This is a genomic window from Streptomyces vilmorinianum, assembly GCF_005517195.1.
GTDB classification, from domain to species: domain Bacteria; phylum Actinomycetota; class Actinomycetes; order Streptomycetales; family Streptomycetaceae; genus Streptomyces; species Streptomyces vilmorinianum.
On sequence record NZ_CP040244.1, the window covers coordinates 2,527,582 to 2,542,107 of the forward strand.

The window sequence follows — 14,526 nt, forward strand, 5'->3', positions numbered from 1 at the left end:
CGCCCTGACCGGGCGGCAGCGGTGGAGTGTCGTACGCCGCTGTATCCCAGGCCGGATGAGGAGAACGTCCAGGATGAACCGCAAGACCTTGGCACTGCCGGCCGTGGCCGGCCTGCTCGCCCCGCTGCTCGTCGCCTGCGGCGGCTCGGACGAGAACAGAGCCATCGTCGTCGGCACCACGGACCAGTTCCTCGCCACCAGCGACGCCCCCGCGCCCCTCGACCCGGCCTTCGCCTACGACACCGGCGCCTGGAACATCCTCCGGCAGACCGTCCAGACCCTGATGCACGTGCCCCGCGGCGGCGGCGAGCCCGTCCCCGAGGCCGCCGAGAGCTGCGGCTTCAGCGACCGGCTCAGTGAGAGCTACCGCTGCACCCTCCGCGAAGGCCTCACCTTCGCCGACGGCACCCCGCTGACCGTCGAGGACGTCAAGTTCTCCGTCGCGCGGGTGCTCACCATCCAGTCCGACAACGGACCGGCCGCCCTCCTCGCCAACATCGACACCGTCGAGACCAAGGGCGAGCGCGAGATCGTCTTCCACCTGAAGACGCCCGACGCGACCTTCCCGTACAAGATCTCCACCCCGGTCGCCGGCATCCTCAGCAAGGACAAGTACAGCGACAAGCAGCTCCGCGAGGGCTTCGAGGTGGACGGCTCCGGCCCGTACACGATGAAGGCCGAGCGCGAGGGCGAGACCGTCGTCAAGGCCGTCTTCACCCGGAACCCGAACTACAAGGGCACCGTCACCCTGCGCAACGACAAGGTCGAGCTCCGCACCTTCGCCGACGCGGACGCCATGGGCAAGGCCCTCGAAGACCGCACGATCGACATGATGACCCGCTCCATGTCGCTCCAGCAGGTCAAGAAGCTCACCGACAACCCCACCGAGGGCATCGACCTCACCGAGGTCCCCGGCCTCGAGATCCGCTACCTGGGCTTCAACACCGCCGCCCCCTCCGTGAGGGACAAGGCCGTCCGGCAGGCCATGGCCGCCGTCGTCGACCGCGGCGCTCTCGTCAGCAAGGTCTACGGCCCCGCCGCCAAGCCGCTGTACTCGCTCATCCCCTCCAGCGTCACCGGCCACTCCACGGCCTTCCTCGACACGTACGGAGAGCCCAGCACCGCCAAGGCCGGGAAGATCCTGCGCGAGGCCGGCATCACCGCTCCGGTGAAGCTGACCCTGCACTACACCACCGACCACTACGGCCCGGACATGAAGACCGAGTTCGAGGCGCTGCGCGACCAGCTCAACGCCACCGGCCTCTTCGACATCACCGTCCAGGGCACCAAGTGGTCCTCGTACCGCCCCGCCCAGAAGCGCGGCGACTACGCCGTCTACGGCCTCGCCTGGTTCCCCGATTTCCCGGACCCCGACAACTACGTCGCTCCCTTCCTGGACGCGGAGAACTTCCTCAACACCCCGTACATCAACAAGGTCGTACGCGACGAGCTGATCCCGCGCTCGCGCCGCTCGGCCGACCGCACCGCCGTGAGCCCCGTCTTCGGACAGATCCAGAAGATCGTCGCCAAGGACGTGCCGGTCCTGCCCCTGTGGCAGGGCAAGCAGTACGTCGCCGCACGCGACGACCTGACCGGCGTCGAATGGGCCCTCAACACCTCGTCGGACCTGCTCCTGTGGGAGCTCGGCCGCGACACCGTCTGACCTTCGGGCAGCGCCTGACCCCTTCGTTACACCGGCCGCGCACTCGCGCGCGGCAGGCCTGGCAAGAGATCAAGAGGCACGTTCTGTGAAGCACAACAAGTGGCTGACGGCCCCCCTCGCCGCGGGACTGTCCGCCGCCCTGCTCAGCGGCTGTGGCGCGGAGCTTGGCGGAGGCGCCGCGAACTCCGGGGACAACATCCGCGTCGGCATGTCCGACGAGGTCCTGGCCACCGACCCCGCCGCCGGCTACGACCCCGGCTCCTGGCTGCTGTTCAACAACGTCTTCCAGTCCCTGCTCAGCTTCCCCAAGGGCACCACCGAGCCCGAGCCGGAAGCCGCCGAGAAGTGCGACTTCGAAGGGGGCAGCAGGGTCTACCGCTGCACCCTGCGCGAGGGCCTGAAGTTCTCCAACGGCAACCCGCTGACCTCGAAGGACGTCAAGTTCTCCTTCGACCGCGCGATCAAGATCGACGACCCGAACGGCCCGGCGCCGCTGCTGTCCACGATCGACTCCATCGAGACCCCCGACGACCTCACCGTCGTCTTCCGGCTCAAGACCGCCGACGCCACCTTCCCCAGCAAGATCGCCTCCGGCGCCGGCTCCATCGTGGACCACCGCGAGTACGCCGAGGACGCGCTGCGCACCGACGGCAAGGCGGTCGGCTCCGGCCCGTACACGCTGGAGTCCCTCAGCGACACCGAGGCCGTCTTCTCCGTCAACGGCGGCTACCAGGGCGCCGCCAAGGCGAAGAACAGCGGCGTGACCCTCAAGCTCTACGGCGGTGACCGCGCGGCCCTCTCCAAGGCCCTCGCCGCGGGCGACATCGACGTCGCCTACCGAGGCCTCGCCGCGGACGACGTCGCCGCCCTCGAAGCCTCCGCCACCACCGGCGAGACCGAGTTCGAGGTCGTCCAGGGCACCAGCGCCCAGGTCCAGCACCTCGTCTTCAACGTCAAGGACCCGGTCGTCGGCAAGCTCGGCGTCCGCGAGGCCATCGCCCACCTCGTCGACCGCGAGGCCCTCGTCCAGAACGTCCACAAGGCCACGGCCACCCCGCTGTACTCGATCGTCCCGGCCGGCATCGCGGGTCACAACACCGCCTTCTTCGACACCTACGGCAGCCCCGACAAGGCCAAGGCCAAGAAGGCGCTCCGCTCGGCCGGCATCACCGGCAAGGTCAAGCTCACCCTCTGGTCCACCCCCAGCCGCTTCGGCCCCACCACGGACCAGGACCTCAAGGCGATCGCCGAGCAGCTCAACGCCAGCGGCCTGTTCGACGTGGACGTGAAGTCCGTCGAGGCCGAGCAGTACATGAAGGACATCGAGGACGGCAAGTACGGCGTGTACGTCCGGGGCTGGATCCCCGACTACCCCGACGCCGACAACTTCACCGCCCCGTTCTTCGGCGAGGGCAACGTCCTCGCCAACAACTACGAGAACAACACCATCACCGGCAGCCTCCTGCCCAGGACCGCCGCCTCCGCCGACCGTGCCGCCACCGGCCAGGACTTCGGCAAGCTCCAGGACCTCGTCGCCGAGGAGCTGCCGATCCTCCCGCTGTGGCAGGGCAAGCAGTACGCCGTCGCCCGCGGCAACATCACCGGCCTCGAGTGGACCCTGGACGCCTCGACCGTCTTCCGCTTCTGGGAGATCGAGAAGGGCTGACCGGACACAGCGGGACCGTCCGTACGGCAAGGGGCCCGGCACGCGTGGTGCGTGCCGGGCCCCTTTCCCGTATCCGCGAACGCGCCGCCTACTGGGCGCCCGGGCGGACCAGACCGCTCTCGTACGCGTACACCGCCGCCTGCACCCGGTCACGCAGCCCCAGCTTCGTCAGCACATGGCCCACATGCGTCTTCACCGTCGTCTCGCTGACGAACAGGTCCGCCGCGATCTCCGCGTTGGACAGCCCGCGCGCCACCAGCTTCAGCACCTCGACCTCACGCTCGGTCAGCGTGTTCAGCGTGTCCGGAACCTGCTCGTCACCGGACGGCAGATGCGCCGAATACTTGTCCAGGAGACGGCGCGTGATCGACGGCGCCAGCATCGCCTCGCCCGCCGCGACCACCCGGATCGCCTGCACGAGCTCATTGGCCGGCGCGTCCTTCAGCAGGAAGCCGCTCGCCCCCGCCCGCAGCGCCTCCACCACGTACTCGTCCAGATCGAACGTCGTCAGCACGAGCACCTTCGCCGGACCGTCCCGGCCCGGGCCCGTGATCTGCCGCGTCGCCTCCACGCCGTCCATGCGGGGCATCCGGATGTCCATCAGCACCACATCGGGCTGCAACGCCCGCACCTGGTCCAGAGCCTGAAGACCGTCCCCGGCCTCACCGACGACCGCGATGTCCTGCTCCGCCTCCAGAATCATCCGGAAACCGGTGCGCAGCAGCGGCTGGTCATCGACCAGTAGAACGCGGATGGCCACAGGAACTCCTTCAGGGCGCGGGCTCGAACGGGCCCATTCTGCCCTGCCCCGATTCGCCCGACTCCGGCGGGCGCGCGGAAACGATCTCCCGCTCGATCCCCAGCTCGTTCCCCCGCTCGGCCTCCCGACCGATCTCCCTCCGGATCTCCAGCGGATACACCGGGGGAGTCCCCCCGAACTCCGGGCAGACCGCCCGGTGGTCGCACCAGCCGCACAGCTTCGTCGGACGCGGCCGCCACTCGCCCGTCTCCGTCGCCAGCCGGATCGCCTCCCACAGCGCCAGCAGCTTGCGCTCCACCCGCAGCAGATCCGTCTCCACCGGGTCGTACGTCAGCACATCGCCGCTGCCCAGGTAGACCAGCTGGAGCCGGCGCGGCACGACCCGCTTCAGCCGCCAGATCACCAGCGCGTAGAACTTCATCTGGAACAGCGCGCCCTCGCTGTACTCCGGCCGCGGCGCCTTGCCCGTCTTGTAGTCGACGATCCGCACCTCGCCCGTCGGCGCCACGTCGATCCGGTCGATCACACCGCGCAGCCGCAGCCCCGACTCCAGCTCCGTCTCCACGAACAGCTCACGCTCGGCCGGCTCCAGACGCGTCGGATCCTCCAGCGTGAACCACCGCTCGACCAGCTGCTCCGCCTCGGTCAGCCAGCGCGAGAGACGCTCGCCCTCGGCGTCCTCCGCGAACAGCTCGCCCAGCTCCGGCCGCGACTCCAGGAGGCGGTCCCACTGCCCCGGAATCATGGCCTTCGCCCGGGGCGCCGTCCGCTCCAGCGCCGGATCGTCGAAGAGCCGCTCGAGGACCGCGTGCACCAGCGTGCCCCGCGTCGCCGCCTCGCTCGGCTTCTCCGGCAGCCTGTCGATCACCCGGAACCGGTACAGCAGGGGACACTGCATGAAGTCGCTCGCCCGCGAAGGCGACAACGACGTGGGCGTCCGGGCCTCCACGGGCGGCTGCTCGCTCGTACTCATGACACAGACCCTACGGCCCGCCACTGACAGCGAGCGGAATACCATCGACGACAGACCCCGTCGCACTGCATGATCGAAGCGTGACGCAGTGCCGCCCGGACGCACACCCTGCAGCTCGGCGACGACTCGGCGACGAAAGGAACCCGTGAACCAGGACGACGAGCGCGGCGAGAAGCATCGGCCGCAGTCCGGCGAAGCGGAACCCAGGCCCGCGGCACCGAACCCCACCGGAGGCCCCACCGACCCCGGCACCGGCAAAGCCCGGCGGGCCGAGGAACCCGGCGGAGGCATCCTCATGGGCCGCCCCTTCGGCGTGCCCGTCTACGTCGCCCCCAGCTGGTTCCTCGTCGCCGCACTGATCACCTGGGTCTTCGGCGACCAGATCCAGCGCGTCCTGCCCGACCTCGGCGCCGCCCGCTACCTGGTCTCCCTCTTCTTCGCCATCGCCTTCTACGCCTCCGTCCTGGTCCACGAACTCGCGCACACGGTCGTCGCGCTCCGCTACAAACTCCCGGTGCGCCGCATCCAGCTCCAGTTCTTCGGCGGCGTCTCCGAGATCGAGAAGGAGACCGAGACCCCCGGCCGCGAGTTCGTCCTCGCCTTCGTCGGCCCGCTGTTCTCGCTCGTCCTCGCCGGCCTCTTCTACCTCACGCTGTACGCCGTCGAACCCGGCACCGTCCCCGGTGTCCTCCTCGCCGGCCTGATGATCTCCAATCTGATCGTCGCGGTCTTCAACCTGCTGCCCGGCCTCCCGCTCGACGGCGGCCGCATGCTCAGGGCCGTCGTCTGGAAGATCACCGGCAAGCCCATGAGCGGCACCGTCGCCGCCGCCTGGGTCGGCCGCGCGCTCGCCGTCGCCGTCCTCATCGGCCTGCCCCTCCTCACCCGCACCGGGCTCCTGGGCAACTCCACCGACGACATCAGCGGCATGGACACCGTCACCGACGCCCTGCTCGCCGCCATCCTCGCCGCGATCATCTGGACCGGCGCCGGCAACAGCCTGCGCATGGCCCGGCTCCGCGAACACCTCCCCGAGCTGCGCGCCCGCACCCTCACCCGGCGCGCCATCCCCGTCGAGCCGACCACCCCGCTCTCCGAGGCCCTGCGCCGCGCCAACGAGGCCGGAGCCCGCGCCCTCGTCGTCGTCGACGGCATCGGCGACCCCACGGGCCTCGTCCGCGAGACCGCCATCGCAGGCGTCCCCCAGCACCGCCGTCCCTGGGTCGCCGTCAGCGCCCTCGCCCAGGACCTCACCGACGGCATGCGGGTCCCGGCCGAACTCACCGGCCAGCCTCTCCTCGACCACCTGCGCGCCAGCCCCGCCACCGAATACCTGGTCGTCGAGGAGACCGGCGAGATCTACGGAGTCCTCTCCACCGCCGACGTGGAACGCGCCTTCGTCCGGGCCATGGCAAGACCCTCCTCGTAACCCCGGTACTCTGGTCACATGTCCGAACCGACCGGTGCCGCCCGCCGTCGCGGGCCCTTCAAGGTCGGGGACCAGGTCCAGCTCACCGACCCCAAGGGACGCCACTACACGTTCACGCTCGAGGCCGGGAAGAATTTCCACACCCACAAGGGTTCCTTCCCCCACGACGAGCTGATCGGTGCTCCCGAGGGCAGTGTTGTCCGTACCACGGGAAACGTCGCCTACCTCGCGCTGCGCCCCCTGCTCCCCGACTACGTCCTGTCCATGCCCCGCGGCGCCGCCGTGGTCTACCCCAAGGACGCGGGGCAGATCCTGGCCTTCGCCGACATCTTCCCCGGCGCCCGCGTCGTCGAGGCAGGGGTGGGCTCGGGGTCGCTCAGCAGCTTCCTGCTCCGCGCCATCGGCGACAGCGGCATGCTGCACTCCTACGAGCGCCGCGAGGACTTCGCCGAGATCGCCAAGGGCAACGTGGAGCGCTACTTCGGCGGCCCGCACCCCGCCTGGCAGCTCACCGTCGGCGACCTCCAGGACAACCTGTCCGACACCGACGTCGACCGCGTCATCCTGGACATGCTCGCCCCCTGGGAGTGCCTGGAGGCCGTCTCCAAGGCGCTCGTCCCCGGCGGCATCCTCTGCTGCTACGTGGCGACCACCACCCAGCTCGCGCGCACCGTGGAGTCCATCCGCGAGTTCGGCTGCTACGCCGAACCGCAGCCGTGGGAATCCATGATCCGCAACTGGCACGTGGAAGGCCTGGCCGTCCGCCCGGACCACCGGATGATCGGCCACACCGGCTTCCTCGTCACCGCCCGCCGCCTCGCGGACGGCGTCGAGCCCCCGATGCGCCGCCGGCGCCCCGCCAAGGGCGCGTACGGCGAGGACTACGAAGGCCCCAACAAGGGCTGACGCCTCCAGGCGCCACCAGGGCTGACGCCCCGACAACGAACGCGTGCCGCCGTCGAGTTCCCGCCCCAGGGCGGAGAACTCGACGGCGGCACCTTCACGTTCGGCATCTTTGCGGACAGCTCCCACCCCGCCTGTTCCACCCGCCTGTGACGTGTGGCACGATGCCCGCAACTCCTTCCGCACCACGTCACAGGAGACATCCCGCGTGCAGCACCCCGCCGTCCCGGACCTCGCGCACACCCACGCCCGGCCGGTGCACTGGCTGGCCACCGCGACCGCGATGGCCGCCGTCGTCGCCGCCGCAGGCCTCCTCCAGCCCGACCCCGCCACCGCGACCACCGCGGCCGCGGGCAGCCGGACGAGCGCCCTGCCGCCCGCACCTGACGCCACGACGGCCGCCTACCCCCTGGAGTGCGGGGGAGCGCCCACCGCGATCGCGCGGCGGGCCGCCGGTGACCTCGACGGCGACGGAAACCCCGAGACCGTCGCAGTCGTACACTGCGAAGCCGGGTCGGGAACGCCCCCGCACGGGCTCTACGTCCTCACCCACGGCAAGGAAAGCCCCGGCGCCCGAGTCGTCGCCACCCTCGTCGAGCCCTCCGAGCAGAAGAACGTCACCGACCTCGTCGTACGCGACGGAGCGGTGACCGCCACCCTGCTCGGCTACTCGTCCCCGGACGTCCCCAGTTGCTGCCCCGACGAGAAGGAACGCGTCAGCTGGCGCTGGACGGGCGGCACCTTCGTCCGCACCGCCCAGACCGATGCGCGCAGTGTGTGATCCCTCACTCCGCGTCGGGACCGTAGACCTCGACCCTGTCCGAAACCCGGCGCACGTGGATGCAGTCGCCCGGGCACTCCTTCGCGGAGTCCACCACGTCCTGCAGCAGCGGCAGCGGCACCGGCGTCGTCGCCCCGGCCTCCTGCAGCAGCTCGTCCTGCGCGCTCTTCACATACGCGAGCCCGTCGATGTCCAGCTCGAAGACCTCGGGAGCGTACTGCGCGCAGATCCCGTCCCCGGTGCAGAGGTCCTGGTCGATCCAGACCTCCAGCGCCTCGCCGGCGCCCGTCGTCGGGACCTCGTGCTGCACGGTCATGTCTCCTGCCGTTCCTGAGCTTCGAAAGAGATCGTTCTTCTAAGTCCGGCCAAGCCTGACGGGTGTTGACCACACACGACGATACAACCGGCCGCTTTCCGATGTTGATGGGTGGGTATTCCCCTGGCGTGAGGGGAAGCGCAAGGGTGAAGATCGGACACACCCCAGAGTCTTTTTGATCTAGGGGTTTCAATCACCACCCACGCAGGTAGGGTCAGGAAGCGTCCAGCTCCCCTTGGAGGAGGTGAGGACCGTGGCAGCCCACGACGACGACATCAACCGCGGCATCCGGCCGGGGCGGGGGTCTGAAGACCCCGCCGGCCAGGTTGCCTATCTCGAGCAGGAAATCGCCGTCCTGCGCCGCAAGCTCGCCGACTCTCCGCGTCATACGAGGATTCTCGAAGAGCGGATCGTCGAGCTGCAGACAAACCTGGCCGGCGTGTCCGCGCAGAACGAGCGACTCGCCAACACACTCCGTGAGGCCCGCGACCAGATCGTGGCCCTCAAGGAGGAGGTCGACCGGCTCGCACAGCCGCCGGCCGGCTTCGGAGTCTTCCTGGAGGCCAACGAGGACGGCACCTGCGACATCTTCACCGGTGGCCGCAAGCTCCGGGTGAACGTGAGCCCCAGCGTCGAGCTCGACGAGCTCCGGCGCGGCCAGGAAGTCATGCTCAACGAAGCGCTCAACGTGGTCGAGGCCATGGAATTCGAGCGTGCCGGGGACATCGTCACCCTCAAGGAGATCCTCGAGGACGGCGAGCGCGCCCTGGTCATCGGGCACACCGACGAGGAACGGGTGGTCAGGCTCGCCGAGCCGCTCCTGGACATCACCATCCGTCCCGGCGACGCCCTCCTGCTCGAACCCAGGTCCGGCTACGTCTACGAGGTGATCCCCAAGAGCGAGGTCGAGGAACTCGTTCTCGAAGAGGTCCCGGACGTCGACTACGACAAGATCGGCGGTCTGGGCGGCCAGATCGAGATGATCCGCGACGCGGTCGAGCTCCCGTACCTCTACCCGGACCTCTTCAAGGAGCACGAACTGCGGCCGCCGAAGGGCATCCTGCTCTACGGTCCGCCCGGCTGCGGCAAGACGCTGATCGCGAAGGCCGTCGCCAACTCCCTTGCCAAGAAGGTCGCCGAGGTGACCGGCCAGCCCGCCGGGAAGTCCTACTTCCTGAACATCAAGGGCCCCGAGCTCCTCAACAAGTACGTCGGTGAGACCGAGCGGCACATCCGCCTCGTCTTCCAGCGTGCCCGCGAGAAGGCGAGCGAGGGCACCCCCGTCATCGTCTTCTTCGACGAGATGGAATCCCTCTTCCGCACCCGCGGATCCGGAGTCAGCTCGGACGTCGAGAACACGATCGTCCCCCAGCTGCTCGCCGAGATCGACGGTGTGGAGGGCCTGGAGAACGTCATCGTCATCGGCGCCTCCAACCGCGAGGACATGATCGACCCCGCGATCCTGCGGCCCGGCCGGCTCGACGTCAAGATCAAGATCGAGCGCCCGGACGCCGAGGCCGCGAAGGACATCTTCGCGAAGTACCTCACGGCTTCGCTGCCGCTGCACGCCGACGACCTCTCCGAGCACCACGGCTCCAAGGAGGCCGCCGCCCACGGAATGATCCAGTCCGTGGTCGAGCAGATGTACGCGGAATCCGAGGAGAACCGCTTCCTCGAGGTCACCTACGCCAATGGCGACAAGGAAGTCCTCTACTTCAAGGACTTCAACTCCGGAGCGATGATCCAGAACATCGTCGACCGGGCCAAGAAGATGGCTATCAAGGCCTTCCTCGACCACAACCAGAAGGGCATCCGCGTCTCCCACCTCCTCCAGGCCTGCGTGGACGAGTTCAAGGAGAACGAGGACCTGCCCAACACCACCAACCCCGACGACTGGGCCCGGATCTCCGGAAAGAAGGGCGAGCGGATCGTCTTCATCCGCACCCTCGTCACCGGAAAGCAGGGCGCGGACACCGGACGCTCCATCGACACGGTGGCCAACACCGGTCAGTACCTGTAAAAACGCGGACCGGCTGCGGATGTCCGGAAAACGGGCATCCGCAGCCGTCGCATTCCACGCCAGCAGAAACACCCCAGCAAAACCGCAAACGATCTCCCCACCGGCGCGGAGTCGCTCTAGGCTCGTCGGTACTTGTTGCGCCGCACCCGAAGGGGAGCGCCGCCGGGCAAGGAGGGCCGCATGACCGTACGGCGAGTAATGGGCATCGAAACGGAGTACGGGATCTCCGTTCCGGGCCACCCGAACGCCAATGCCATGCTCACCTCGTCCCAGATCGTCAACGCCTACGCGGCGGCGATGCACCGGGCGCGCCGCGCCCGCTGGGACTTCGAGGAGGAGAACCCGCTGCGGGACGCGCGAGGCTTCGACCTCGCCCGCGAGGCCGCCGACTCCAGCCAGCTCACCGACGAGGACATCGGCCTGGCCAATGTGATCCTCACCAACGGCGCCCGGCTCTACGTGGACCACGCCCACCCGGAGTACAGCGCCCCCGAGGTCACCAACCCCCGTGACGCCGTCCTCTGGGACAAGGCCGGCGAGCGGATCATGGCGGAGGCCGCCGAACGGGCGGCGCAGCTCCCCGGCGCCCAGCCGATCCACCTCTACAAGAACAACACCGACAACAAGGGCGCCTCCTACGGCACGCACGAGAACTACCTGATGAAGCGGGAGACCGCCTTCTCGGACATCGTGCGCCACCTGACGCCCTTCTTCGTCTCGCGGCAGGTCGTCACGGGCGCCGGCCGCGTCGGCATCGGCCAGGACGGCCGCGAGCACGGTTTCCAGATCAGCCAGCGCGCCGATTACTTCGAGGTCGAGGTCGGCCTGGAGACCACGCTGAAGCGCCCCATCATCAACACCCGCGACGAGCCCCACGCGGACGCCGAGAAGTACCGCCGGCTGCACGTGATCATCGGCGACGCGAACCTCTCGGAGATCTCCACCTACCTCAAGCTGGGCACCACCGCCCTGGTCCTGTCCATGATCGAGGACTCCTTCATCAACGTGGACCTCGCCGTGGAGCAGCCGGTGCGCACCCTGCACCAGGTCTCCCACGACCCCACGCTCCAGCATCTGGTCACGCTGCGCAGCGGCCGCACACTCACCGCGGTCCAGCTCCAGATGGAGTACTTCGAGCTGGCCAGGAAGTATGTCGAGGAGCGCTTCGGTGTCGACGCCGACGAGCAGACCAAGGACGTCCTGATCCGCTGGGAGGACACGCTCAACCGGCTCGAGAACGACCCCATGAGCCTGGCCGGTGAGCTGGACTGGATCGCCAAGCGGGAGGTCATGGAGGGCTACCGGCGCCGGGACGGGCTGGACTGGGACGCGGCGCGTCTGCACCTCGTGGACCTGCAGTACGCCGACGTACGCCCCGAGAAGGGCCTGTACAACCGTCTGGTGGCCCGGGGGCGCATGAAGCGCCTCCTGGACGAGACCGAGGTGGAGAAGGCCGAGACGAAGCCTCCGGAGGACACCAGGGCCTATTTCCGGGGCCGCTGCCTGGAGCAGTACGCCGACGACGTGGCGGCCGCCTCCTGGGACTCGGTGATCTTCGACCTTCCGGGCCGCGACTCCCTGCAGCGGGTACCGACCCTGGAACCCCTGCGGGGTACCAGGAACCACGTGAAGGAGCTTCTGGACCGGTGCAGGACGGCGGAGGAACTGGTCCGCGTACTGTCCGGCGGCTGAGGCGCGGCTGAAATGACCGGCTGCTGGGAATCATGGGACTAGTGCCCGGACGTTGTACGAAACTGCGGGGCCGATGTCAGACCCTGCTTGTAGGGTCTGATCTTGAGAGACCCAACCGAGCGGGCCGATTCGAGCGGGGTGAGGGATATGGCGACCAAGGACACCGGCGGCGGACAGCAGAAGGCGACGCGTTCCACGGAGGAGGTCGAGGAGACGACCGCGGAGGCGAGCTCCGACCTCAAGGAACGCCAGGAGAAGCTGAGCGACGACGTGGACTCCGTCCTCGACGAGATCGACGACGTCCTGGAGGAGAACGCCGAGGACTTCGTGCGCTCCTTCGTGCAAAAGGGCGGCCAGTAAAGCCATCTGACCTTCGGATCGAAGGTGGGGGTGGGGTGACCGAGGCGGTTGCCGGACGGTGCGGGCGAGCGTGCCCGTGCCGTCCGGTCATCAGCGATGTGTCGAGCGCCGGTACGGCCGACTGCCCCCGCAGTTCAGGTGGATCACCGTCACGAGACGGGTAGGGTCCGTGGCGTACTGTGCTTCAACTGCAATTCGGCCATCGGCAAGTTGGGAGACGATCCCGACAGTCTGCGTCGGGCCATCTCATCTTTTTGGAGGGACACGCGTGGAAGCCAACACTCGTAGCACCGGGCGTCTACCAGCTGCCTTCCTGACGCCGGGCTCGTCCTCGTTCCTGGACTTCCTGTCCGATCACTCGCCGCAGCTGCTCCCGGGCAACCGGAAGCTGCCCGAAGGCGTCCTCGAGGCGCCGCACGGCACCACGATCGTGGCCGCCACGTTCCCCGGCGGTGTCGTGCTCGCCGGTGACCGGCGGGCGACCATGGGGAACATGATCGCGCAGCGCGACATCGAGAAGGTGTTCCCGGCCGACGAGTTCTCGGCCGTGGGCATCGCCGGCACCGCCGGTCTCGCCGTGGAGATGGTCAAGCTGTTCCAGCTGGAGCTGGAGCACTTCGAGAAGGTGGAGGGGACGACCCTCTCCCTGGAGGGCAAGGCGAACCGCCTGTCCACCATGATCCGGGGCAACCTCGGCATGGCCATGCAGGGCCTCGCCGTGGTGCCGCTCTTCGCCGGCTGGGACGAGGGCAAGGAGAAGGGCCGGATCTTCTCCTACGACGTGACCGGTGGCCGCTCCGAGGAGCAGGGCTTCGCCGCCACTGGCTCCGGCTCGATCTTCGCCCGCGGGTCCATGAAGAAGCTGTACCGCCCCGACCTGACGGAGGAGCAGGCGACCACGCTGGTCGTGCAGGCGCTGTACGACGCCGCCGACGACGACTCGGCGACCGGTGGCCCGGACCTGTACCGGCACATCTATCCGATCGTCACTGTCATCACCGACGAGGGCTTCCGCAGGCTCACCGAGGAGGAGTCCTCGGCGCTCGCCCGCTCGGTCACCGACCGGCGCCTTGAGCAGCCCGACGGTCCGCGCGCGGCCCTGCTTTGATCACTCGTCGTCATGAGAAGCCCAGAAGAAAGGGACGGGTAGCCGGTGTCGACTCCGTTCTATGTCTCACCCCAGCAGGCCATGGCGGACCGGGCGGAGTACGCCCGTAAGGGCATCGCCCGCGGCCGCAGTCTGGTCGTCCTTCAGTACACCGACGGCATCGTGTTCGTCGGCGAGAACCCGTCCCGTGCGCTGCACAAGTTCAGCGAGATCTACGACCGGATCGGCTTCGCCGCGGCCGGCAAGTACAACGAGTACGAGAACCTCCGCATCGGCGGCGTGCGCTACGCCGACCTGCGGGGTTACACCTACGACCGGGACGACGTGACGGCCCGGGGCCTGGCGAACGTGTACGCGCAGACGCTGGGCACGATCTTCTCCAGCGCGGGGGAGAAGCCGTACGAGGTGGAGCTCGTCGTCGCCGAGGTCGGTACGGAGCCCGAGGGCGACCAGATCTACCGGCTGCCGCACGACGGATCGATCGTGGACGAGCACGGCTCGGTCGCGGTCGGCGGCAACGCTGAGCAGATCAGCAGCTTCCTCGACCAGCGGCACCGCGACGGGATGTCGCTGGCCGAGGCGCTGAAGCTCGCCGTACAGGCGCTGTCGCGGGACACCAACGGCAGCGAGCGGGAGATCCCCGCGGAGCGGCTGGAGGTGGCGGTCCTGGACCGTACGCGTCCGCAGCAGCGCAAGTTCAAGCGGATCGTCGGGCGCCAGCTGGTGCGCCTCCTGGAGGCGGACAACGCGGCGATCGCCAGGACGGACGAGCCGTCGGACGAGATTCCGGAGGACTCGGAGGAGTAAGTCCCTCCCCCTCGCGCGCTCGATGGGCCCCGGTCCGCTTCTGCGGGC

The 14,526-nt window shown here is 68.8% G+C and carries 13 protein-coding genes and 1 pseudogene; 11 read left to right on the top strand and 3 right to left on the bottom strand.

The features are described 5' to 3' along the window. Positions 1 to 73 precede the first annotated feature (73 nt). Both FDM97_RS11775 and FDM97_RS11780 read left to right on the top strand, forming a co-directional pair. On the top strand, positions 74 to 1,663 hold the full coding sequence (locus FDM97_RS11775) for an ABC transporter substrate-binding protein (RefSeq protein WP_137990363.1): 1,590 nt from the start codon (positions 74 to 76) through the stop codon (positions 1,661 to 1,663). An 85-nt stretch (positions 1,664 to 1,748) separates the two neighbouring features. Continuing rightward, on the top strand, positions 1,749 to 3,329 hold the full coding sequence (locus FDM97_RS11780) for an ABC transporter substrate-binding protein (RefSeq protein ID WP_137990364.1): 1,581 nt from the start codon (positions 1,749 to 1,751) through the stop codon (positions 3,327 to 3,329). An 88-nt stretch (positions 3,330 to 3,417) separates the two neighbouring features. Here FDM97_RS11780 and FDM97_RS11785 read toward each other — a convergent pair whose 3' ends face one another. Both FDM97_RS11785 and FDM97_RS11790 read right to left on the bottom strand, forming a co-directional pair. Further along, a complete protein-coding gene (locus FDM97_RS11785) occupies positions 3,418 to 4,089 on the bottom strand; it encodes a response regulator (protein WP_137990365.1) in 672 nt (223 codons plus the stop codon). Positions 4,090 to 4,099: 10 nt separating this feature from the next. Next, positions 4,100 to 5,062, bottom strand: coding sequence for a RecB family exonuclease (locus FDM97_RS11790; RefSeq protein WP_254705566.1), 963 nt, complete (start codon positions 5,060 to 5,062; stop codon positions 4,100 to 4,102). 145 nt (positions 5,063 to 5,207) lie between these two features. Between FDM97_RS11790 and FDM97_RS11795 the strand changes: the two genes are divergently transcribed. From FDM97_RS11795 to FDM97_RS11805, 3 genes are all read left to right on the top strand, one after another. Further along, a complete protein-coding gene (locus FDM97_RS11795) occupies positions 5,208 to 6,491 on the top strand; it encodes a site-2 protease family protein (RefSeq protein WP_137990367.1) in 1,284 nt (427 codons plus the stop codon). 18 nt (positions 6,492 to 6,509) lie between these two features. Beyond that, complete coding sequence (locus FDM97_RS11800; protein ID WP_019884997.1) at positions 6,510 to 7,397, top strand: tRNA (adenine-N1)-methyltransferase; 888 nt, start codon at positions 6,510 to 6,512, stop codon at positions 7,395 to 7,397. 205 nt (positions 7,398 to 7,602) lie between these two features. Beyond that, positions 7,603 to 8,175, top strand: coding sequence for a hypothetical protein (locus FDM97_RS11805; RefSeq protein WP_137990368.1), 573 nt, complete (start codon positions 7,603 to 7,605; stop codon positions 8,173 to 8,175). Positions 8,176 to 8,179: 4 nt separating this feature from the next. Here the strand turns inward: FDM97_RS11805 and FDM97_RS11810 are convergent, their stop codons facing one another. After that, complete coding sequence (locus tag FDM97_RS11810; RefSeq protein ID WP_137990369.1) at positions 8,180 to 8,491, bottom strand: ferredoxin; 312 nt, start codon at positions 8,489 to 8,491, stop codon at positions 8,180 to 8,182. A gap of 253 nt (positions 8,492 to 8,744) precedes the next feature. Here FDM97_RS11810 and arc point away from each other — a divergent pair, with 253 nt between their 5' ends. From arc to prcA, 6 genes and pseudogenes are all read left to right on the top strand, one after another. After that, positions 8,745 to 10,511, top strand: a complete 1,767-nt coding sequence (gene arc / locus FDM97_RS11820; protein ID WP_137990370.1) for a proteasome ATPase — start codon at positions 8,745 to 8,747, stop codon at positions 10,509 to 10,511. A gap of 180 nt (positions 10,512 to 10,691) precedes the next feature. Continuing rightward, positions 10,692 to 12,203 (top strand): depupylase/deamidase Dop, encoded by a 1,512-nt coding sequence (gene dop, locus FDM97_RS11825; protein ID WP_137990371.1) that lies wholly within the window; start codon positions 10,692 to 10,694, stop codon positions 12,201 to 12,203. A gap of 147 nt (positions 12,204 to 12,350) precedes the next feature. Beyond that, positions 12,351 to 12,563, top strand: coding sequence for a ubiquitin-like protein Pup (locus FDM97_RS11830; protein WP_175439096.1), 213 nt, complete (start codon positions 12,351 to 12,353; stop codon positions 12,561 to 12,563). Between the two features lie 123 nt (positions 12,564 to 12,686). Continuing rightward, positions 12,687 to 12,880: pseudogene (locus tag FDM97_RS11835) on the top strand (endonuclease VII domain-containing protein); the annotation flags it as partial. After that, complete coding sequence (prcB, locus tag FDM97_RS11840) at positions 12,832 to 13,671, top strand: proteasome subunit beta (protein ID WP_137990372.1); 840 nt, start codon at positions 12,832 to 12,834, stop codon at positions 13,669 to 13,671. The pseudogene FDM97_RS11835 and the gene prcB, both read left to right, overlap by 49 nt. 45 nt (positions 13,672 to 13,716) lie before the next feature. After that, positions 13,717 to 14,478, top strand: coding sequence for a proteasome subunit alpha (prcA, locus tag FDM97_RS11845; RefSeq protein ID WP_137990373.1), 762 nt, complete (start codon positions 13,717 to 13,719; stop codon positions 14,476 to 14,478). The last annotated feature ends 48 nt before the right edge of the window (positions 14,479 to 14,526 follow it).

Coding starts and splice junctions, on each gene's coding strand:
- FDM97_RS11775 (WP_137990363.1), top strand. CDS start 74: ATGAACCGCAAGACCTTGGCACTGCCGGCCGTGGCCGGCCTGCTCGCC.
- FDM97_RS11790 (WP_254705566.1), bottom strand. CDS start 5,062: ATGAGTACGAGCGAGCAGCCGCCCGTGGAGGCCCGGACGCCCACGTCG.
- FDM97_RS11800 (WP_019884997.1), top strand. CDS start 6,510: ATGTCCGAACCGACCGGTGCCGCCCGCCGTCGCGGGCCCTTCAAGGTC.
- FDM97_RS11810 (WP_137990369.1), bottom strand. CDS start 8,491: ATGACCGTGCAGCACGAGGTCCCGACGACGGGCGCCGGCGAGGCGCTG.
- dop (WP_137990371.1), top strand. CDS start 10,692: ATGACCGTACGGCGAGTAATGGGCATCGAAACGGAGTACGGGATCTCC.
- FDM97_RS11830 (WP_175439096.1), top strand. CDS start 12,351: ATGGCGACCAAGGACACCGGCGGCGGACAGCAGAAGGCGACGCGTTCC.